We start from the raw sequence: 20,647 nt of genomic DNA, 5'->3' as shown, positions 1-20,647 counted from the left end.
GGCAGTCAAGGATGAAGAGAAGTCAGCAGTTGTTTGTCGCCAGTCTGCTCGCGTTGGCGATCAGTGGATGTGCCGTCAAAAGTGAACCGATCGAACGCAGCGTCAGCGAACAGCGCGCCCGAAGCGATCTGCAAAGCATGTACAAGGGGCAGGAGCCGCTCAGCGGTCCGCTGACCCTGCATCAGGCCATGGCCCGCGCGGTGAAGTACAACCTCGAAGGCCGGCTCAAGATCATGGAAGAGGCTTTGGCCAAGCGCCAACTCGACCTCGCCAGTTTCGACATGCTGCCGCGCATGGCGCTGGACGCCGGTTATGTCGGTCGCAACAACGTCAGCGCCTCCAGCAGCCAGAGCGTGCGGACCGGCACTCAGTCGTTGGAACCGTCGACTTCACAGGACCGCGATCGTGAAGTGGCAGACCTGACCATGGTCTGGAACGTGCTCGATTTCGGTGTCAGTTACATCAGCGCCAAGCAACAGGGCGACCAGCGGCTGATCGTTCAGGAACGCCGGCGCAAAGTGATCAACACCATCGTTCAGGACGTGCGCTCGGCCTATTGGCGAGCCATGGCCGCCGAGCGCTTGCTCAAGCAGATCGACAGCCTCATGTCCCGGGTCGAGACCGCGCGCGGCAACAGCCAGAGCATGAGCCAGCAGCGCATCGGCGATCCGATCCAGGCGTTGGGTTATCAACGCTCGCTGATCGAAGCCACGCGCCAACTCGAAGAACAGCGCCGCGCCCTGTCGCTGGCGAAAACCGAACTGGCGACCCTGATCAATCTGCCGCTGGGCACCGAACTGACCCTGGCGACCCAGGACGAGTACGTCATCCCGGAACTCAAGGTCGACCTCGCCAGCCTGGAGCAGGAAGCCCTGACCAGCCGCCCGGAACTGCGTGAGCAGGATTACCAGAGCCGCATCAGCGCCGCCGAAACCCGCAAAGCCATGCTGCGTCTGCTGCCGGGGCTGGAGTTCTCCGCTGGCGGGCATTACGACAGCAACTCCTTCCTGGTGGAGCAGGGTTGGGCCGACTACGGCGTGAAGGTGACCTGGAACCTGTTCAACGTGATCTCGGCGCCGGCGGCGATCAACGTCGCCAAGGCCGGTGAAGAAGTGGCCACGGCGCGCCGCCAGGCCATGTCGATTGCGGTGCTGGCGCAGCTCTATGTGGCCAACGCCAACTACCGCGAGGCGCTGCGGCAATTCAAGACCAATCAACAACTGTCGGACATTGACGGGCAGATTGTCGGCCAACTGCGCAATCGCTACCAGGCGGCGGGGCTGGGCGAACTGGACTTGATTCAGGGCGAGTTGAACACCTTGCAGGCCGATCTGCGCCGCGACCTGTCGTACGCCGATCTGCGCAACGCGTACGGGCAGATTTTTGCCAGCGCGGGGCTCGATCCGCTGCCGGACCAGGTGCAGTCCACCGAAGTCCAGTCCATCGCCACCGCGTTGGCCAATCGCGAATCGGCGTGGGCGGCGGGCGACATCACGGTGCCGGTGACGCATGTCCAGACTCAATAACCTGCAGGCGCCGACGGCGAGCATCAGCCGGGCGCAACGTGAAGCCCGCAACGGCCATCGCGGCACGGTGATTTTGCTGACTGGTTTACCGGCGGCGGGCAAGTCGACCCTGGCCCAGGCGCTGCACGCCGAATTGTTCGAGCGCGGCGTGCAGAGCGTCGTGCTCGACGGCGATGGGCTGCGGGTCGGGCTTAATCGTGATCTGGGTTTTGCTGACAGCGATCGCCAGGAAAATATTCGCCGTGCCAGCGAAGTGGCGGCGTTGCTGGTGGAGAACGGGCACATCGTGATTCTGGCGATGATCGCGCCGTTGCTGGAGTTGCGTGAGTTATTTGCCACGCGTCTGGGCGAGGATTACCGCGAAGTCTGGTGCAGCGCATCACTGGCGGTGTGCGAGCGACGTGACCCCAAAGGTCATTACGCCCGTGCACGTCGCGGTGATTTGGCCGGGTTTACCGGGGTTTCCGCGCCTTATGAACCGCCCCCGTCCGCTGCGCTGGTACTCGACACCGGGGCGCAGTCGGTCGAGGCCTGTCTGGATCGTTTACTGACCTGGCTCGGCGAGTGCGCCGTGTTGCCCAAAGGCTGATTGTTCAGGGTTTCGACAAATCCGCCATGCCCTTGAGCAGCTCGATGGGCAGTGGAAAAACAATGGTCGAACTCTTGTCCCCGGCAATAGAGCTCAGGGTCTGCATGTACCGCAGTTGCATGGCGCCCGGCTGACGGCCGAGCATTTCGGCGGCCTGCATGAGTTTTTCCGAGGCTTGCAATTCGCCTTCGGCGTGGATGACCTTGGCCCGACGTTCCCGCTCGGCTTCGGCCTGCTTGGCGATGGCGCGGACCATCGATTCGTTGAGGTCTACATGCTTGATTTCGACGTTGGCGACCTTGATGCCCCAGGCGTCGGTCTGCGCATCGAGCACTTGCTGGATGTCGATGTTCAGCCGTTCGCGCTCGGCCAGCAGTTCATCAAGTTCGTGTTTACCGAGCACCGCACGCAAGGTGGTCTGGGCCAGTTGACTGGTGGCCATCAGGAAGTCTTCGACCTGGATGATCGCCTTCTGCGGGTCGAGTACGCGGAAGTACAGCACCGCATTGACCTTGACCGAAACGTTGTCGCGGGTGATCACGTCTTGAGGTGGCACGTCGAGCACCACGGTACGCAAATCGACACGGACCATTTGCTGGACCACCGGAATCAGCAGGATCAGGCCGGGACCTTTGACCTGCCAGAAACGACCGAGCTGGAACACCACCCCGCGCTCGTATTCACGCAGGATGCGAAAAGTCGATCCCGCCAGTGCAATCACCAACAGCAGCAGCGCGGCAAAACCCAGTTGCAGGCCCATGGTTATTCTCCATCCGGCGCCGCGTCAGCCGCGGCCACTTTCAGCACTAATCCCTTGCGTGCCACCACCCGGACCTGTTGCCCGGGTTGCAGTGGCGTGGCGCTGAGTACTTGCCACTTTTCGCCTTGCAGGTGCACCCAGCCGTTGCACGCATTGCCGGGCTGCAACGACATCACCGGGGCCACGCTGCCCACCAGTCCGGCATCGCCACTTACGGTTTGGCGCGGTCGGGTTTTCAGGGCGTGGATCACCAGGAAGATCAACAACAACGCGCTGATCAGCCCCAGGCCGATCATCAACGGCACAGGCACTTCGGTGTTGCTCAGGATCACTGCGCCGATGACGAACATCACAATCCCGCCCAACCCGATTACGCCGTAGTTGGGCAAGGCGGCTTCGGCGATCAGGAACGCGATGCCGAATGTGATCAGCCAGATTCCGATGGGGTTGGGAATCAGCACGATTGTGTCCGTCGCGAACGCCGACCCGCTCAGGGCCAGCAGTAATGCGACTGCACAGCAACGAATGTTCACTTGACCCTCCTTGTAGGAGCGAGCCTGTTCCGGGCGGCGTTCCGACGATGAACCAGAGAGCGCCTCGCCCAGCCGTTCAGTCCGCGTTCCCGCTGAGGCCCATCGCTAAATACAGTCTAGTCGAGCTGTGGATTGTACGAATTTTGTACAGTTGTCGACGGTATTCCGGCGGGCAGATTTCCCGCGCGAAGACGCCAGCGGGCCTAGACTTTTCAGTGGAGAAAACGTTTATCCATCGTCCGGCAACGATGTTGCGGACACCGAGGTGCATCATGCGTATGGCAAAAACCGTGCAGAGCAGCCTGGACAGGGCGCACTGCGAATTTGACATCGTTAGCCACCCACACTCGGCCAGTAGCCTTGAAACGGCGCGGGTCGCGGGCATTCCTGCCGAACGGGTGGCCAAATCGGTGATCCTTGACGACCACCACGGTCATTTCCTGATGGCCGTGCTGCCCGCGAGTCGTCACCTGGACCTGAGCAAAGTGCGCAGCAGCGGCGAGTGGCAGATCACCCGGGAAAGCACCCTGGCGCATCTGTTCGAAGACTGCGAACGCGGCGCGGTGCCGGCGTTGGGTGAGTCCTATGGCCTGGACATGGTCATCGACCCCTTGCTGACCCGGCAGAACGACATCTATCTGGAGGCCGGCAACCACAACAACCTGCTGCACATGAGCGTACCGGAGTTCCTGAAAATGGTGCCGCATGCCGAGGTGCGGGAGTTGAGTAGTTGAGTAATGTGTCGTCTGTGACACCGCCTTCGCCGGCAAGCCGGTCTCGCTCCCACAGGAGTATCGAAAATCCTGTGGGAGCGAGCCTGCTCGCGATTGACCGCGTAGCGGTCACCAAATCATCAGCCATTCCCAAGGAGCCCGACATGGAATCCCCAACCCACAGCCTCCCCTCCCTGTTCAAACAACTCGGTCTGGCGGATGACGCCGAAAGCATCGATCAATTCATCGCCACCCACTCACCGCTCAAGCCCGAACTGCATTTGGCCGACGCCTTTTTCTGGAGCCCGAGCCAGGCGCAATTTTTGCGCGACGACATTCTGGATGACGCGGATTGGGCGGAGGTGGTGGATCAGTTGGATGTGTTGCTGAGGAAAGGGCGCGGGATATAAAACCATCGAAGAAACTCAGTTGTGTAGTTTTTCAAGGTTGCTCAGGAATCACAAATAGACCAGAATTGCGACCTTAATTGAGGTCTTATTTATGCAGAATGTTCTGGCTGATATGGCAGTTAGTGTGTCTGAGCTGAAGAAAAACCCATCTGCGGTTCTGAGCGGAGCTCATGGTGGGCCCGTCGCAGTGCTCAATCACAATCGAGTCATGGGGTATATGGTCCCGGCGGACGTATTCGAAGCAATGATGGAGCGCCTCGATGACCTTGAGTTAGCTGAAATCGTTCGCTCTCGTCGGCATGAAACCCCAATGCCGGTAAACCTGGATGACCTATAAGCTCGAATTCCTGCCGTCCGCACGCAAGGAGTGGGACAAGCTTGGGCATACGTTGCGTGAACAATTCAAAAAGAAACTGGCAGAGCGACTTGAGTTGCCTCGAGTCCAGGCCGACGCCCTGCATGGGATGCCTGACTGCTACAAAATCAAGTTGAAGTCCTCGGGATACAGACTGGTCTACGAGGTCATTGATGAGCGTGTGGTGATTTCTGTGGTGGCGGTCGGTAAGCGCGAGCGTAGCACTGTGTACGAGCGGGCGAAGAAACGCTCATAGCTCGCCGATCTTCCATTTGGCAGCTTTCAATCGTCTACCCGCAAACTCGGTTTCGATTTCCTCGTTGCTCAAGCCTGGCTCCTTGTGCAGTGAGAGCCGCGCCGTATCTACTTTCTGTTGCAGGAACCAGCGATAACAATCTGCGTCTCCGGTATTGGGGCCAGGTTTGGTTTCTGGAGTTGGGCACTCAGTCATTGGATTCTCACTTAGGGTCGGCAGCGTTATATGGGGTCGAGCGATCCTTGCCGATTTTCGGCTATGCCTTATCCACTAAATTGTTTCAAAACTTGACCAACTTTCCCCTCAAATGACATATTGATAGTTAGCAAACTAACAGTGTGTCTTTTCTCCCGTGCCAAAAAACCTCGACGCTCTCCAGATGAACATCAGCAGCTCCATGGTGGTGGCCGCCCGGCATTGGCGGAAGATCTGCCAGACCACGCTGGTCAACTATGGAATCTCCGAAGCCTGCGCCGTTCCGTTGTTAATGATCGGGCGGTTGGGCGAGGGCGTGCGGCAGGTGACGGTGGCGCAGGCGGCCGGGATGGAGAGCCCTTCGCTGGTGCGGCTGCTCGACCAGTTGTGTCATGCCGGCTACGTTCGTCGCACCGAAGATACCCATGACCGCCGCGCCAAATGCCTGAGCCTGACCGACACCGGTCGGGAATTGGTGCAGGCCGTCGAAATCGAGTTGGTGCGCTTGCGTAATGAAGTGCTGGAAGGCATCGCCCCGAGTGATCTGGAGGCAGCGTTGCGGGTATTGAAAGCGTTTGAGGCGGCCAACGCTCCGTCGGTGGTGAACCCTTGAGCGGATTTTTTACCGGCGTTCCCCCGGCGCGGGATTGGTTCTACGGCGTGCGCACTTTCGCGGCGTCGATGATCGCGCTGTACATCGCCATGCTCATGCAAATGCCGCGTCCATATTGGGCGATGGCCACGGTCTACATCGTTTCCAGTCCGTTTGTCGGCCCCACCAGTTCCAAGGCGTTATACCGCGCGGTCGGAACGTTTCTCGGTGCGGCGGCGGCAGTTTTTTTCGTGCCTATGTTTGTTCAGAGCCCCTATGTGCTGGTGGTCGTTATCGCGCTGTGGACCGGGATTCTGCTGTTCCTGTCGTTGCACTTGCGTACCGCCAACAGCTACGCGTTGATGCTTGCCGGCTACACCCTGCCGCTGATCGCCTTGCCGGTGGTGGATAACCCGTTGGCGGTGTGGGATGTCGCTGAAGCGCGGACTGAAGAGATCTTCCTCGGCATCGCCGTCGCGGCGGTGGTCGGCGCAATGTTCTGGCCGCGGCGGCTGGCGCCGGTGTTCAACGATTCGGTGAACAAATGGTTTGCCGATGCCTCGACCTACAGCCTGCGATTTCTCAGCCGCAACGTGCAGCCGGACGAAGTCAGCGCGCTGCGCTCGTCGATGGTCGCGACCTTCAACACCCTGGAATTGATGATCGGCCAGTTGCCGCACGAAGGCGCGCGCCCGCAAACCGTGCGCAATACCAAGGAACTGCGCGGCCGAATGATTCATCTGCTGCCGGTGATCGACGCGCTTGATGACGCGCTTTACGCCCTTGAACGGCGCACGCCGGAGCTTGTGGATAAGTTCGCGCCGTTGCTGGCCGCCACCAGCGAATGGCTTGACCACAAAGACGCCGACCTCGGTCGCTGGCAAGCGCTGAAAGATCAACTCGAAGCGCTGCAACCCACTGCCGAAGCGCTGGATGATCGCAAGCAATTGCTGTTCTCCAACGCGCTGTACCGTCTCGGCGAATGGGTCGATTTGTGGCAGGACTGCCGCAGCCTGCAATACGCCATTCAGTGCGAAAGCCAGGACAGTTGGCGCGCGGTTTACCGGCATTGGCGCCTCGGTCGCCTGTCGCCGTTTCTCGACCGTGGGCTGATGTTTTATTCGGCGGCGTCCACGGTCACCGCGATCATTGTCGCCTCGGTGTTGTGGATTCTGCTCGGCTGGACCGACGGCGGCAGCGCGGTGATTCTGGCGGCGGTGGCGTGCAGCTTTTTCGCGTCGATGGACGACCCGGCGCCGCAGATTTACCGGTTCTTCTTCTGGACGGCGATGTCGGTGCTGTTCGCCAGTCTTTACCTGTTCCTGGTGCTGCCTAACCTGCATGACTTCCCAATGCTGGTGCTGGCGTTCGCCGTGCCGTTCATTTGCATCGGCACCCTGACGGTCAAGCCGCAGTTTTACCTGGGCATGCTGCTGACGCTGGTCAACACCTCGTCTTTCATCAGTATTCAGGGCGCTTACGACGCGGATTTCCTCAGCTTCGCCAATTCCAACCTGGCTGGCCCGGTCGGTTTGCTGTTTGCGTTTGTCTGGACCCTGATCGCCCGGCCGTTCGGCGCAGAACTGGCGGCCAAGCGCCTGACCCGTTTCAGTTGGCGCGACATTGTCAGCCTCACCGAGCCGGCCTCCCTGGCCGAGCATCGTCGCTTGGGTGTGCAGGTGCTTGACCGTTTGATGCAGCATTTGCCGCGCCTGGCCATGACCGGCCAGGACACCGGCATCGCGTTGCGCGAAGTGCGTGTGGCGCTGAACTTGCTCGACTTGCTGGCCTACACGCCGCGTGTGCTCGGTGTACCGCAAACATTGCTGCACCAAGTGGTGGCCGAGGTCGGCGAGTATTTCAAAGCCTGCCTCAAGGCTGGCGAACGTTTGCCGGCGCCCAGTGCGTTGTTGATGACCATGGACCGCGCGCGCCGCGCCCTGAACCGCGAATGCGATGACGGCGCCCGCCTGCACCTGCTGCACGCCTTGAGCGGCTTGCGTCTGGCCTTGCTGCCCGGTGTGGAATTCCTCGGCACCGGTGACCTCGAAGAACCGCTTCCCCATGGCATCGATGGAGCGCCTTTATGATCGGTGATCTGGATATCAGCGGGGTGTTCCTGCCCACGCTGCTGGTGCTGATGGGCATTACCTATGTGATTTACCTGCTGGTGCACGGGTTGCTGACGCGCCTGCACTTTTACCGTCTGGTCTGGCACCGGGCATTGTTCAACGTGGCTCTCTACGCCTTGCTGCTCGGCGCCGTGGACTCACTCAGTCGATACCTGATGACATGAAAAAACCTTTTCTGACCCTCGGTCGCGTGGTCCTGACGCTGCTGATCGTGACTTTCGCCGTTGTCGTGGTCTGGCGCATGGTGATGTATTACATGTTCGCGCCGTGGACCCGTGACGGGCACATTCGCGCCGACATCGTGCAGATCGCCCCGGACGTGTCGGGGCTGATTCAGCAAGTGGACGTGCGCGACAACCAGTTGGTGAAACGCGGCCAGGTGCTGTTCAGCATCGATCAGGACCGTTTCAAACTGGCCCTGCGCCAAGCCAAAGCAGCGGTCGCCGACCGTCAGGAAACCCTGGCGCAAGCGCAACGCGAAGCCAAGCGTAACCGTGGCCTCGGCAATCTGGTGCCGGGTGAGCAACTGGAAGAGAGCCAATCACGAGTCGCCCGCGCCGAAGTGGCGCTGATGGAAGCGCAAGTGGCAGTGGACAGCGCCCAGCTCAACCTCGACCGCTCGACCATCCGCAGCCCGGTGGATGGCTACGTCAACGACCGTGCACCGCGTGCGCAGGAATTCGTCACCGCCGGGCGCCCGGTGTTGTCGGTGGTTGACAGCAATTCCTTTCACATCGACGGCTATTTCGAAGAAACCAAACTCGACGGCATTCACGTTGGCCAGAGCGTCGACATTCGCGTGATCGGCGACCGCGCTCGCCTGCGCGGGCATGTGGAAAGCATCGTCGCCGGCATCGAAGACCGTGACCGCAGCAGCGGCAGCAATCTGCTGCCGAACGTCAACCCGGCGTTCAGCTGGGTGCGACTGGCGCAGCGAATTCCGGTGCGGATCGCCTTCGATGACGTACCGGCGGATTTCCGCATGATTGCCGGGCGCACCGCGACGGTCTCGATCATCGGCGACCAGCAGCAGGAGCCGGCCAAATGAGCAGGGCCTCGGGTTTGGCGATTGCCGGATTGAGTTTGCTGCTGTCGGCGTGCCAGACGGTCGGGCCGGATTATCAACTGCCGGAAGAGGCCGCTGTTCACCGCGAAGATTTTCAGGGTGAACTGGCCGTGGACGGCAAACCGGTGGTTTCGGCACCAGTGCCGGCCGATTGGTGGCGCCTGTATCAGGACCCACGGCTCAATCAACTGGTCCAGCAAGCGTTGGCTTCCAACACCGATCTGCGTGTGGCGGCAGCCAGCCTGCTGCGGGCTCGCGCGCAGGTCGACGAAGCCGAGGCCGCCGGTGGCTGGAGTGGTGGCATAAAAATGGGCGCCGAGCGTTTGCAGGAGTCCGGCGAAGCGTTCCTGTTGCCTGAGAAGGTGCCGGTGGCCAACATCGGTGATATCGGCATCAGCGCTTCATACCAGTTCGATCTGTTCGGCACGCTCAAGCGCGGCATCGAAGCGGCCAAGGCCAATGCCGATGCGACCCAGGCCGCCGCCGATACCGCACGTATCACGTTGGTGGCCGATGTGGTGCGCGCCTACACCCAGGTGTGTGCGGCTAATGAAGAACGGGAAATTGCCCAGCACTCCCTCGACCTGCAATCGCAAAGCACCACACTGATCCAGCGCCTGCGCGACGCCGGTCGAGGTGATGAAACCCAGGTCACCCGTTCGCAAACCCAATTCAAGTCCCTGCGCGCCGAGATGCCGCGCTACGAGGCTGCGCATCAGGCCGGGCTGTTCCGTCTGTCGATGCTGCTGGCCAAATCGGTCGATCAATTGCCGGCCGGCACCGCCAGTTGCGCGCAGCTGCCGAAAATCGCGCAATTGGTGCCGGTGGGCGATGGCGCCTCACTGCTCAAGCGTCGTCCCGATATCCGTCAGGCTGAGCGTCGGCTGGCCTCTGCGACGGCCGGTATCGGCGTCGCCACCGGTGAGCTGTACCCGGACATCCGCATCGGCGCGACCATCGGCACCGTCGGCATTCTGGAAAACCTCGGCGAGCCTTCGACCAATCGTTGGGGCTTCGGCCCGTCGCTGAGCTGGAGCGTGCCGACCAACGGGGCCCGGGCGCGAATCCGCGAAGCTGAAGCCGTGACCCAGGCGACGCTGGCGCATTTTGATGGTGTCGTTCTCAACGCCATACGTGAAACCCAGACCAGCCTGGCGCAGTACTCGGCGTTGCTGCAGCGCCGAGAAGCCCTGGCGGACGCCGAACAATCGGCGAAGCTGGCCGCCGACCAGACGCACCGTTTCTTCCAGGCCGGCCGCGAGTCGTTCCTGGCCGACCTGCAAGCGACCCGCACCTACACCGACGTCACGGCACAACTGGCCGCCGCCAACACTCAGGTTGCGTTGAGCCAGATCGATCTGTTCCTGGCGCTGGGCGGCGGCTGGGAAAGCGGACGAACGCAAGGCTCGAATACCGGCAAACCCTGAGGCCGTTGCTATGCTTTGACTTGATGAGGTCGCGCGTCGAACTCATCAATCAAGGCTCGCGTTGGTCATGGGGATTCCAACAATGAAAAACCCTTATGCTCCCGGCTTCTGGTGCGCTATTGCGGCGTTGGTATTGCTGTCGGCCACCTATTTCTACGGCATCATGCTGGCCCACCAGATCGACAAGGCGCTAGTGTTTCTCGATAGCGCTGCGGCGCTGATCGCGGTGATGGCGATCGTGGTGGTGGCCTGGGCTTCGTTCCAGGGGCAGCGCATCAAAAAAAGACAACTCGAACAAGGCAAGACCCTGGTGCTGATCTGGGACACCAAGGTCGCTTTGCGCCGGGTCGAAACGGTGTTCGATCGTTACTTCTGGGGCAGTTACTGGCAGCCGGGGCGCACGTTCCAGGAAGTCATGGGCGAACTCACCGGCACACCGCTGGAAAAAAGCCTCGAAACCTTGAAGAAGCAATGCCTGGCCCTCGACAAACAAGTGTCCGAGGACGACTGGCACTGGCTGAATAATGCCCGTGAACTCTCCGATGTCGCCGCCGCCATGGCACGCGAACGCTATCAGCTGGATTTCTGCGACCCGCGCGCGGACGTGACGGGCGGGGCGGTGATCAATCGGGATTTTGAAGTGCTGGTTTATACGTGGACGGCGCGGCTGAAAAGCTTTGATCATCAGCTGGATGAGATGGAAGTGCAGTATTCCTGAATTGATGCTGGCTGGACTGACGCCATCGCCGGCAAGCCGGCTCCTACAGGTTTCGCGTCGTGCGCGATATTCGTGAACAACGCAAACCCTGTAGGAGCCGGCTTGCTGGCGATGGCGTTTTCATATCCGCCGAAACCCTCAAACCCTCCGCGCGGTCCATAGACACTCTTTAACCTTTAAACATTGGGCCGCCCGGTACGCCTGATGCTAATCTCCATCGCACTTTTCGCGCAGTCGTGACCGCAACCCGAAATGGGTTCAGGGAAGACGACCACACTCAAACAACGGACATTGAACGGGTCATTCATGAATAAATCAGCAGGCGTGCTTCTTGGAATCGTCGTGGCCATCGGTGCAATCAGCGCCGGCGGTGCCTGGTTCACCGGCACCAAACTCGAAGGGGTGCTGAACACCTCGATCGCCGACGCCAACAAAGAACTGCAAGCCGCGCTGGTCGGTTCCAACGGCACCGCGTCGCTGGAACTGGTATCGCTTGAGCGCCACGTATTCAGCAGCACCGCGCACTACCGCCTCAAGGGCGAGGGCGAGATGTTCGGCGAAGCACCGGTCGAACTGCTTTTCACCGACCGCATCGAACACGGTCCGCTGCCGCTCTCGCGCCTGATGTCGCTGAAATTGCTGCCGGTCATGGCCACCAGTCACTACGAACTGGAAAAGACCCCGGTCACCGAGAAGTGGTTCGCCGCTGCCAAGGACAAATCGCCGCTCACCGGCGTGGTCAACATCGGCTATGACAACGCCACCAACGGCACCCTCGAACTGCTGCCGCTGGATGTCGCGCTGGACGACAAGTCCCACCTGAAATTTTCCGGCCTGAACCTCGAGGTCGCCGCCAACGCCCAGGCGCAGAAAGTCAAAGCCAACGGCTACATGGACAACCTTACACTGACCACCGTGGCTGAAGACCAGACACCGGTGAAAGTCGAATTGAGCGGCCTGACCCTGGCCAGCAATCTCGTCAAAAGCACCTACGGCTTTTACACCGGCGAGAACACCTTCGAGCTGACCGACAGCAAGACCACCTTTGGTACGCAGCAGTCGGTGTTGGGCATCAAGAAATTTGAAATGAAGAACCAGACCGAAGAGTCGGGCACCAGCGCTTCCGGGCGTGCCGATTACAAGATCGGTGAAGTGTCCCTGAACGGCAAGACGGTCGGCTCCGCACAGATGGCCATGAGCCTGAAGAACCTCGACATTCCATCCACGATGTCGTTGATGCAGATCTACCAGACCAAACTGCAACCGTACGAGAAGGCCGCCGCCGAAGCGGTTGCAGCTGGCGAACCTGCCCCCGAACTGGTCTTGACCCCGGAAGAAGAGGCTCAGGTGAAAACCGGTCTGGAGAAACTGCTGGCAGCCGGCCCGCAAGTGGCTCTGGAAAACCTGTCGTTCACCACCGCCAACGGTGAAAGTCGCGCCAACCTGGTGCTCGACCTGACCAAGCCACAATCTTTGGACCTGACGCCGGATCAACTGATCAAACAGTTGATTGCCCTGCTGGACGTCAATATCCAGGTGTCCAAACCGATGCTGGTTGATTTGCTCAGCGTCCAGAGCCAGATCGATGGCCAGGCCGACGTGAAGGTCGTTGCCGATCAAGCCACGGCCACCGCCGACATGTTCGGCTCCATGGCGGTCGGTACGCAGTTCGCCAGGCTGGACGGCAATAACATCGTCAGCAAACTGCACTACGCCAACAACCAAGTGGAGTTCAACGGCCAGAAAATGACCCTCGAAGAGTTTATCGGCTTTGTGATGAGCAAACTCGGCGGTGCAGGCGTTGTTCAGTAACGCCTAGACGTCCCGAATCAGCCGCCATGCCTCGTCAACCGGCAGCGGCTGCTTCATCTGCTCGGCCAGCATTGCCATCGCCCGCTCTTCATCGCAGGCGATGGCGGCGGTTACCACACCATTCTTGCCGAACAGACCGATAAAGGGTGGATGGTACGGATCACCCTTGAACTCGACTTCGTCCCAGGCTTCGGCGTGACCGAGGTAGTCGTAGTTCTTGCCGAAGTGCCAGGTCCAGAAGTACGGCACATCCAGGTAATGCTCATCACCGCCCAGCATGTTCATCGCTGCGATCCGCGCCTGTTGTTGTGCCAGGCGCCAATGCTCGATTCGTTGCGGTTGGCCATTGAGCGGGAAGGTGGCGATATCGCCAGCCGCCCAAAGCCCTTCGGTCACGCGCATCCCGCCGTCGACCTTCAGTGACTGATCCTTTTCCGTTGGTAAATCCTTGAACGGCCCGGTGGCCGGGCTGACGCCAATACCAACCAATACCAAATCCGCCGGAAAGCGCTGACCGTTATCCAGGCGCACTGCTTCGACCTTGTTCGTGCCTTCGATCTGCGCGGCTTCGCCCTCCGTATGAAACACCACGCCGTGGGCCACATGGTGGGCAAGAATCGCCTTGCCGACCGTTTCGCCGAACTGTTTGGCGAAGGGCACCGGATGGCGGGCCAGGACGGTGACGTCCAGACCGTATTCGCGTAGCGCCGCAGCGGACTCCATCGCGATAAAGCTGTCGCCGATGATCACTGCCCGCTGGCCGGGTTTGGCGGCGTTCAGAATCCGTTGTGCCTGGTCTTTCGAGCGCAGCAAGAACACCTGCGGCAGGTCGGCGCCGGGAATGTCGAGAGCGTTCGGTGTGCCGCCCGTGGCGATCAGCGCGGCGTCATAGGTCAATGTCTGGCCGTCCTTGAGCTGCACCGTCCGGTTTTGTGCATCCAGGCTCGCCACTTCACCGTTTATGCGATCGATGCGTTGCTCGCGATAGAAGTTTTCATCGCGCAGTGGCGGGACTTCTTCCGGCGGCATTTCCCCGGCGATCACGAATTTGCTCAACACCGTACGGTCGTAACCGGCGTCAGGCTCGCGGTCGATCAGCAGCACACGGCCGCCGAAACCCTTTTCGCGCAGCGCCGCCGCACCCGCCGTGCCAGCGGCACCGGCACCGATGATCACAAACGTACGTTCGTCATCGGCCGGCGGGGTGTGAGCATCGTCCAGCGGCTGATCGTCGACCCAGACTTCGTCGTCGCGCACCTCCAGGGGATAGCGCTTGAGGCTGTCCAGCGACGGCGGTTCACACAGCGCCCCGTCCTCGATCCGGTAAGCGGCCTTGTGCCACGGGCAAATCAGACGCCCGTGACACAGCGCGCCCTCCGCCAACGGCGCCCCGGCGTGCGGGCATTCACCCTGATAGGCGCGCAATTGGGCGCCGACCCGCAGCAAGACGATCTTGGTGTCGCCAATCCGGACTTCCAGGCCTCGGTTCTCGGACACATCGGCAAAACGGGCGACGCGGTGCAGTGCCATGATCGTTCTCCAGGCAAGCGTTTCACTTAAGAGTTTGGCGCTTATCCCGAGGTTCAGCCAATTCCTGCTGCCACCGCGTGAACGGTCCGGCTATAGTTTGCACGCCGACCACGGCCCCACCCGCACAAGGTGCTCCGGTATGACCCGATTGACCTCTCTGAACCCTTGGCTGGCGGCCGTTGCAGTCGCCCTTTGCGTGCAATTGCCGGCGCAGGCCGCAGAACGCTTCACCGTCAGCATTCCCGGTGTCACCGACAACCGCCTGTTCACTTCGGCGGCGGCCAGCGATGCGGCCGGTTGTGGCGGCAAGAACCAGTCCCCGGCCCTGAGCTGGACCGCTGGCCCTGCGGGCACCCAGAGTTACGCCATCGTCATGCACGACCCGGACGGTCAGAAAGGCTTGGGTTCCGACCACTGGATTCATTACGGCATTAAATCCGCGACCCACCAGATTCCGGCCGGTGTTGGCGCCAAGTCTGCGTTTGAAGGCGTGGGCGGCAGCAACAGCAAAGGCACCATCGGTTACATTGGCCCTTGCCCGCCGGTCGGTGACAGTTCCCACCACTACATCATCCAGCTCTACGCCCTGGACCTTGCTCCAGACGCGTTACCGGCCGGCCTGACCCGCGCGCAACTGCTGGAAAAAATCAAAGGGCATGTGCTGAAAAATAGCAGCGTGGTGCGGCGTTATCACCGCTGAAGTTTTTTTCAGCGGGTTTAACCCGAACCGGTGAGGCTGCCCGTCTCAGAGGATGAATGGATCAATTTCCTCCTGAGGTCAGCCCCCATGTCCCTCCCTCTGCATTTCCTCCGCCCGGCCGCCCAGGGTTTCACCGTCGGGTTGCTGCTGGCCGTTGCCGGTTGTGGTGTTTCGTCCAAGCCTGAATCCCCTTCAGTTGCGTCTCCTGCACAACATGAGCTGGTGCGCAGTGAGGCGATCATGGCCGATGCGACCTTGGCCAAACGCAGCGTGAGTCCGGCACCGATGGCAAGTTTTGCGCCTGAATCTGCGCCGCCGGGTTATCAGGATGAGCAGCGCGAGCAGTATCAGGCGCTGGCGGATAACCCGATTCACAGCGTCGCCGAGGCGCCGGTCTCGACCTTCAGCGCCGACGTCGACACCGGCGCTTATGCCAATGTCCGTCGCCTGCTCAATCAAGGTCGCCTGCCACCTGAAGGTGCGGTGCGCCTGGAGGAGATGGTCAATTACTTCCCCTACGACTACGCGTTGCCCACCGATGGCTCGCCGTTTGGTGTGACCACTGAACTGGCGCCATCACCGTGGAGCCCGCACACCCGCTTGCTGCGCATTGGCATCAAGGCATCGGACCGTGCGGTGGCTGAATTGGCCCCGGCGAATCTGGTGTTTCTGGTGGACGTGTCCGGCTCGATGGACCGTCGCGAGGGGCTGCCGCTGGTCAAAAGCACGCTGAAATTGCTGGTCGATCAATTGCGCGCGCAGGATCGGGTGTCGCTGGTGGTCTACGCCGGCGATTCGCGTGTGGTGCTGGAGCCAACTTCCGGACGGGAAAAAGCGAAAATTCGCACAGCCATCGATCAATTGACGGCGGGCGGCTCCACCGCCGGGGCGTCGGGTATCGAGCTGGCCTATCAAATGGCGCAGCAAGCGTTCATCCCCAAAGGCATCAACCGCATCCTGCTGGCCACCGACGGCGACTTCAACGTCGGCATCAGCGACTTCGACAGCCTCAAGCAAATGGCTGTGGATAAACGCAAGACCGGCGTTTCCCTGACCACCCTGGGTTTTGGTGTGGATAACTACAATGAACACCTGATGGAACAACTGGCCGATGCAGGCGATGGCAACTATGCGTACATCGACAACCTGCGCGAGGCGCGCAAAGTGCTGGTGGATCAGCTCGGTTCGACCCTCGCGGTGGTGGCGAAGAACGTGAAACTGCAAGTGGAGTTCAACCCGGCGCAGGTCAGCGAATATCGGTTGCTGGGCTATGAGAATCGCGCGTTGAAGCGTGAGGATTTCAGCAACGATAAAGTCGATGCCGGTGAAATCGGTGCAGGGCATACGGTCACGGCGTTGTATGAAATTGTGCCGAAGGGTGAGAAGGGCTGGTTGGAGCCATTGCGGTATGGCAACGCTGAGTCAGCCACCTCTGCAAAGTCTGGAGAATTGGCGATGCTGCGCGTGCGTTATCAGCTGCCGGAAGGTGGGAACAGTCGCTTGATCGAACGGCCGATTGCCGCTGGTTCGGAAGGCAAGGCCAGTGACGACCTTAGATTTGCGGCGGCAGTGGCGGCGTTTTCCCAGCAGCTCAAGGATGGGCGTTATACCGGCGATTTCAGCCTGAAGGACACTGAGGATTTGGCTCGCGGTGCGCGGGGTGATGATCCATTCGGTTTGCGTTCTGAGTTCGTGCAATTGGTGGAACTGGCGCAGAGCCTGCGAACCACCACCGCATCCAACAGCGAACCGGTTAAAGGAGGCTACAACTGACATGTCTGCTCTTGAACCGAGCGACGAATCACTGCTGGCCAGTTACCGCAAAGGCGACGGGCCAGCGTTCGAGATTCTGTACGCCCGTCACCGGCAAGGTCTTTATCGGTTTCTGCTCGGCCTCAGCGGTAAATCCGAACTCGCCGAAGAGGTTTACCAAGACACCTGGCTGAGCCTGATCCGCAGCACCAGTCAGCCACAAGGCCGGGCGAATTTTCGTACCTGGCTTTACCAGATCGCCCGCAATCGCCTGATCGATCACTGGCGCAAACACGGAATCCACAACCCCTTGCACGACAGCTATGACGAACAAACCCACGCCTTGGCCGATGACGCCGCCGATCCCGAACAACTGCTGAGCCTGAGCCGCGATAACCAGCGCCTCGAATCCGCCCTGCAAACCTTGCCCACCGACCAGCGCGAAGTGTTCCTGCTGCGCGCCCACGGCGATCTCGACCTGCCGCAGATCGCCACCCTCACCGAAACACCGCTGGAAACCGTCAAGAGCCGCTTGCGCTACGCCCAGCAAAAACTGCGTCGGCTGCTGGCCGAGGAGGTACTGACATGACTGACGCCCGCAAAACACCAGACGATGAAATGCTTCAGCATTTCCGCGAGCATTCGACCAGCGAACCGCCGAGCCATCTTGATGCGTTCATCCTGGCTGCTGCACAGCGTGAAGTCCCTGCGCCGAAACCAAATCTGTGGCAACGCTGGGTTCAGGCTTGCCAGAAACCTCGTTGGCAAGTGGCGTTTGCCAGTCTTGTCGGTGTCGCGCTGATGCTGGCGCTGGTGCAACGCACGCCGGAGCAAGTACCGAGTTACGACTTCGCCCCCAAAGCATCCGCCCCTGTTGCCAAAAAAGAGGCTGCGCAAGCCCCGTCGTCAGTTGCGCGCTCGCTGGCAGCCCCGGCTACCCCGATGGCCGATTTTGCCGCCCCCGCGCAGAGCGAATCCATCAGTGTCGAAATGGCTGATGAAGCAAAAGTCAGCAAGCGCCTAGCTGCCCCGGTGAAAACCCTGGATGAGCAATTGCGTGAGGTGGTTCGCCTGCAGAACGCCGGTCAGGCTCGTGAGGCGGATGAATTGTTGGCGACATTGCACAAACGCTTTCCCAAGGAAAATCTCGCGGCCCGGCTCAAGGAATTGAAGAAAAACTGAGGACAGCGGTGCTCCACAATTTGGCATCCACCCCCGAAAGCGCGCACTATCGGCCTATAGCCGATGCGTTGGAGGATGCCGTGGCAAAAAAAATCGACCGCATCGCCCAAATGCTCAACTGCCCGGTCAAGGGCGAGGAACTGCGGCGAGCAGTGACCGAGAGTCGTAAGGAATTTCTTCTGGCCAAGCAGGCAGAAGAAGCTCTGGAGGAGGACGTCCTTGATGAAGAAGAGTTTGAGGACGACGAAGACGATGATTACGACGAGTTTGACTGGACGACTGAATGAAAAAACCGCTTCGGCGGTTTTTCATGGCCCACAAAAAAGCCCCAGACCCTACGGCCTGAGGCTTTCTCGTTTCTACTATATGGTGCACCAGGCGGGATTCGAACCCACGACCCCTGCCTTCGGAGGGCAGTACTCTATCCAGCTGAGCTACTGGTGCAAGCGGGCGCCATGATACTCATATGCACTGCGGGCGTCCATGCTGCTGAATCGACTGCGCTTTTTCAAAGCGTAACCTGCGTTTGCTACGTTGATCAGAAAAATTGAGCAAATGCGGCGTTTTCGTTCTTTTTTTCGAACAGCCTATTGTCCTTTACCCCCTTTGATCCTAGGATTCGTTTGAGATTTCAAACGCTCTTGTCTGGGTGCTGAACCGCACGAGTACATTCCGTGCGCTATTTATGTGCTTCAGCCCGGTGAATGATTTCCCTGACGGCAGCCTTTGAGGCGCCTTTCTACAATCATAATTTGCTCCGCGCGTGCCGCGGTGCTGTTAAGGAAAGCCGACATGCAGCTTAAAGACACCCAGTTGTTCCGCCAGCAAGCCTTCATCGATGGCGCTTGGGTTGATGCGGACAATGGTCAGACGATCAAGGTCAACAACCCGGCAACGGGCGAAATTCTGGGCACCGTGCCGAAAATGGGCGCTGCCGAAACCCGCCGTGCGATCGAAGCTGCTGACAAAGCGCTGCCGGCCTGGCGTGCACTGACCGCCAAGGACCGCGCCAACAAGCTGCGTCGCTGGTTCGAGCTGATCATCGAGAACCAGGACGACCTGGCTCGCCTGATGACCCTGGAGCAGGGCAAGCCATTGGCCGAAGCCAAGGGCGAAATCGTTTACGCCGCTTCCTTTATCGAGTGGTTCGCCGAAGAAGCCAAGCGCGTCTACGGTGACGTGATTCCGGGCCACCAGCCAGACAAGCGCCTGATCGTGATCAAGCAGCCTATCGGCGTGACCGCTGCAATCACCCCGTGGAACTTCCCGGCCGCGATGATCACCCGTAAAGCCGGCCCGGCCCTGGCCGCCGGTTGCACCATGGTGCTCAAGCCTGCTTCGCAAACTCCGTTTTCCGCTTTCGCTCTGGCTGAACTGGCTCAGCGTGCCGGCATTCCTGCGGGCGTGTTCAGCGTTGTTTCCGGCAGCGCCGGCGACATCGGCAGCGAGCTGACCAGCAACCCGATCGTTCGCAAACTGTCCTTCACTGGCTCGACCGAAATCGGTCGTCAGTTGATGGCTGAATGCGCCAAGGACATCAAGAAAGTGTCCCTGGAACTGGGCGGCAACGCGCCGTTCATCGTGTTTGACGACGCGGACCTGGATAAGGCCGTCGAAGGCGCGATTATTTCCAAGTACCGCAACAACGGCCAGACCTGCGTCTGCGCCAACCGTCTGTACATTCAGGATTCGGTCTACGATGCGTTCGCTGAAAAACTGAAAGTGGCTGTGGCCAAACTCAAGATCGGCAACGGTCTGGAAGTGGGCACCACCACTGGCCCGCTGATCGACGAAAAAGCCGTGGCCAAGGTTCAAGAGCACATTGCTGACGCGATCAGCAAAGGCGCAACCGTTCTGGCGGGTGGCAAGGTCATGGAAGGTAACTTCTTCGAGCCGACCATCCTGACCAACGTGCCAAACAACGCAGCCGTGGCCAAGGAAGAAACCTTCGGTCCATTGGCGCCGCTGTTCCGCTTCAAAGACGAAGCCGACGTGATCGCGATGTCCAACGACACCGAATTCGGTCTGGCCTCGTACTTCTATGCTCGCGACCTGGGTCGTGTGTTCCGTGTGGCGGAAGCCCTGGAATACGGCATGGTTGGTGTCAACACCGGGTTGATCTCCAACGAAGTCGCGCCATTCGGCGGCATCAAGGCGTCGGGCCTGGGCCGTGAAGGCTCCAAGTACGGCATCGAAGATTACCTGGAAATCAAATACCTCTGCCTGGGCATCTAAGCTCGAGGGCATAAGCCCGGCAAGGCATTGCTTCAAACGCAAAGGGCACGAGAGCGCTGACCCTTTGCGTGCTTCAACCGGAATTTTCTCTGTGGCCGGGAACGCTGTGGCAGTCGATCATCGCATGCTGCCTCAGTTGCCTCCCCGCTGCATTTTCCTTGAAC

The 20,647-nt window shown here is 60.2% G+C and carries 22 protein-coding genes and 1 tRNA gene; 19 read left to right on the top strand and 4 right to left on the bottom strand.

All coding sequences use genetic code 11. The features are described from left to right. Window positions 1-11: 11 nt before the first annotated feature. Complete coding sequence (locus IB254_RS10995; RefSeq protein ID WP_192417292.1) at window positions 12-1,526, top strand: TolC family protein; 1,515 nt, start codon at window positions 12-14, stop codon at window positions 1,524-1,526. After that, window positions 1,510-2,115, top strand: a complete 606-nt coding sequence (cysC, locus tag IB254_RS10990; RefSeq protein ID WP_008039663.1) for an adenylyl-sulfate kinase — start codon at window positions 1,510-1,512, stop codon at window positions 2,113-2,115. Before IB254_RS10995 ends, cysC begins: the two co-directional genes overlap by 17 nt. Before the next feature lie 4 nt (window positions 2,116-2,119). Here the strand turns inward: cysC and IB254_RS10985 are convergent, their stop codons facing one another. Further along, on the bottom strand, window positions 2,120-2,875 hold the full coding sequence (locus IB254_RS10985) for a slipin family protein (RefSeq protein ID WP_008034707.1): 756 nt from the start codon (window positions 2,873-2,875) through the stop codon (window positions 2,120-2,122). A gap of 2 nt (window positions 2,876-2,877) precedes the next feature. Further along, on the bottom strand, window positions 2,878-3,408 hold the full coding sequence (locus tag IB254_RS10980; protein ID WP_192417291.1) for an NfeD family protein: 531 nt from the start codon (window positions 3,406-3,408) through the stop codon (window positions 2,878-2,880). A gap of 272 nt (window positions 3,409-3,680) precedes the next feature. On the opposite strand from IB254_RS10980, the gene IB254_RS10975 reads away from it, so the two are divergent. The 11 genes from IB254_RS10975 to IB254_RS10925 all read left to right on the top strand — a co-directional run bounded on the left by IB254_RS10975 (window position 3,681) and on the right by IB254_RS10925 (window position 13,084). After that, window positions 3,681-4,142: an aminoacyl-tRNA deacylase gene (locus tag IB254_RS10975; RefSeq protein WP_192417290.1), complete on the top strand. Its 462-nt coding sequence runs from the start codon at window positions 3,681-3,683 to the stop codon at window positions 4,140-4,142. Window positions 4,143-4,285: 143 nt separating this feature from the next. Continuing rightward, the gene (locus tag IB254_RS10970; RefSeq protein WP_192417289.1) at window positions 4,286-4,531 is read left to right on the top strand and encodes a DUF2789 domain-containing protein; all 246 of its coding nucleotides are present in this window, start codon (window positions 4,286-4,288) and stop codon (window positions 4,529-4,531) included. Between the two features lie 91 nt (window positions 4,532-4,622). Next, window positions 4,623-4,868 carry a type II toxin-antitoxin system Phd/YefM family antitoxin gene (locus tag IB254_RS10965; protein WP_192417288.1) on the top strand — a complete coding sequence of 82 codons (246 nt, stop codon included), beginning with the start codon at window positions 4,623-4,625 and terminating at the stop codon, window positions 4,866-4,868. Then, window positions 4,858-5,142 (top strand): type II toxin-antitoxin system RelE family toxin, encoded by a 285-nt coding sequence (locus IB254_RS10960; RefSeq protein WP_192417287.1) that lies wholly within the window; start codon window positions 4,858-4,860, stop codon window positions 5,140-5,142. Before IB254_RS10965 ends, IB254_RS10960 begins: the two co-directional genes overlap by 11 nt. Window positions 5,143-5,521: 379 nt before the next feature. Continuing rightward, window positions 5,522-5,950 carry a MarR family winged helix-turn-helix transcriptional regulator gene (locus IB254_RS10955; protein WP_192417286.1) on the top strand — a complete coding sequence of 143 codons (429 nt, stop codon included), beginning with the start codon at window positions 5,522-5,524 and terminating at the stop codon, window positions 5,948-5,950. After that, window positions 5,947-8,019, top strand: a complete 2,073-nt coding sequence (locus IB254_RS10950; protein ID WP_192417285.1) for an FUSC family protein — start codon at window positions 5,947-5,949, stop codon at window positions 8,017-8,019. Before IB254_RS10955 ends, IB254_RS10950 begins: the two co-directional genes overlap by 4 nt. Next, window positions 8,016-8,225 carry a DUF1656 domain-containing protein gene (locus IB254_RS10945; RefSeq protein WP_008034684.1) on the top strand — a complete coding sequence of 70 codons (210 nt, stop codon included), beginning with the start codon at window positions 8,016-8,018 and terminating at the stop codon, window positions 8,223-8,225. The genes IB254_RS10950 and IB254_RS10945 overlap by 4 nt, the downstream gene beginning before the upstream one ends. Continuing rightward, window positions 8,222-9,109 (top strand): HlyD family secretion protein, encoded by an 888-nt coding sequence (locus tag IB254_RS10940; protein ID WP_192226661.1) that lies wholly within the window; start codon window positions 8,222-8,224, stop codon window positions 9,107-9,109. Before IB254_RS10945 ends, IB254_RS10940 begins: the two co-directional genes overlap by 4 nt. Beyond that, window positions 9,106-10,554: an efflux transporter outer membrane subunit gene (locus tag IB254_RS10935; RefSeq protein WP_192417284.1), complete on the top strand. Its 1,449-nt coding sequence runs from the start codon at window positions 9,106-9,108 to the stop codon at window positions 10,552-10,554. Before IB254_RS10940 ends, IB254_RS10935 begins: the two co-directional genes overlap by 4 nt. Window positions 10,555-10,636: 82 nt before the next feature. After that, a complete protein-coding gene (locus tag IB254_RS10930) occupies window positions 10,637-11,272 on the top strand; it encodes a hypothetical protein (RefSeq protein WP_008034678.1) in 636 nt (211 codons plus the stop codon). Window positions 11,273-11,578: 306 nt separating this feature from the next. After that, complete coding sequence (locus tag IB254_RS10925; RefSeq protein WP_192417283.1) at window positions 11,579-13,084, top strand: YdgA family protein; 1,506 nt, start codon at window positions 11,579-11,581, stop codon at window positions 13,082-13,084. A gap of 3 nt (window positions 13,085-13,087) precedes the next feature. On the opposite strand, the gene IB254_RS10920 is transcribed toward IB254_RS10925, so the two are convergent. Beyond that, the gene (locus tag IB254_RS10920; RefSeq protein WP_192417282.1) at window positions 13,088-14,614 is read right to left on the bottom strand and encodes an apoptosis inducing factor family protein; all 1,527 of its coding nucleotides are present in this window, start codon (window positions 14,612-14,614) and stop codon (window positions 13,088-13,090) included. Between the two features lie 139 nt (window positions 14,615-14,753). Here IB254_RS10920 and IB254_RS10915 point away from each other — a divergent pair, with 139 nt between their 5' ends. The 5 genes from IB254_RS10915 (at window position 14,754) to IB254_RS10895 (ending at window position 18,535) form a co-directional block, all read left to right on the top strand. Continuing rightward, the gene (locus tag IB254_RS10915) at window positions 14,754-15,314 is read left to right on the top strand and encodes a YbhB/YbcL family Raf kinase inhibitor-like protein (protein WP_192417281.1); all 561 of its coding nucleotides are present in this window, start codon (window positions 14,754-14,756) and stop codon (window positions 15,312-15,314) included. Between the two features lie 87 nt (window positions 15,315-15,401). Continuing rightward, window positions 15,402-17,087 (top strand): vWA domain-containing protein, encoded by a 1,686-nt coding sequence (locus IB254_RS10910; RefSeq protein ID WP_192417280.1) that lies wholly within the window; start codon window positions 15,402-15,404, stop codon window positions 17,085-17,087. 1 nt (window position 17,088) lies between these two features. Continuing rightward, window positions 17,089-17,655 (top strand): RNA polymerase sigma factor, encoded by a 567-nt coding sequence (locus IB254_RS10905; RefSeq protein ID WP_192417279.1) that lies wholly within the window; start codon window positions 17,089-17,091, stop codon window positions 17,653-17,655. Next, window positions 17,652-18,248: a hypothetical protein gene (locus tag IB254_RS10900; RefSeq protein WP_192417278.1), complete on the top strand. Its 597-nt coding sequence runs from the start codon at window positions 17,652-17,654 to the stop codon at window positions 18,246-18,248. Before IB254_RS10905 ends, IB254_RS10900 begins: the two co-directional genes overlap by 4 nt. Window positions 18,249-18,268: 20 nt before the next feature. After that, window positions 18,269-18,535: a hypothetical protein gene (locus IB254_RS10895; RefSeq protein WP_008034655.1), complete on the top strand. Its 267-nt coding sequence runs from the start codon at window positions 18,269-18,271 to the stop codon at window positions 18,533-18,535. 80 nt (window positions 18,536-18,615) lie between these two features. On the opposite strand, the gene IB254_RS10890 is transcribed toward IB254_RS10895, so the two are convergent. Continuing rightward, window positions 18,616-18,692, bottom strand: a tRNA-Arg gene (locus tag IB254_RS10890). 348 nt (window positions 18,693-19,040) lie between these two features. Between IB254_RS10890 and gabD the strand changes: the two genes are divergently transcribed. Further along, window positions 19,041-20,483 (top strand): NADP-dependent succinate-semialdehyde dehydrogenase, encoded by a 1,443-nt coding sequence (gene gabD / locus IB254_RS10885; protein WP_192417277.1) that lies wholly within the window; start codon window positions 19,041-19,043, stop codon window positions 20,481-20,483. Window positions 20,484-20,647 lie beyond the last annotated feature (164 nt).

Source organism: Pseudomonas sp. PDM03, from assembly GCF_014852385.1.
GTDB classification, from domain to species: Bacteria; Pseudomonadota; Gammaproteobacteria; order Pseudomonadales; family Pseudomonadaceae; genus Aquipseudomonas; species Aquipseudomonas migulae.
Note: the sequence above shows the minus strand (reverse complement) of the source record. Positions and strands in the feature narration are given on the sequence as shown.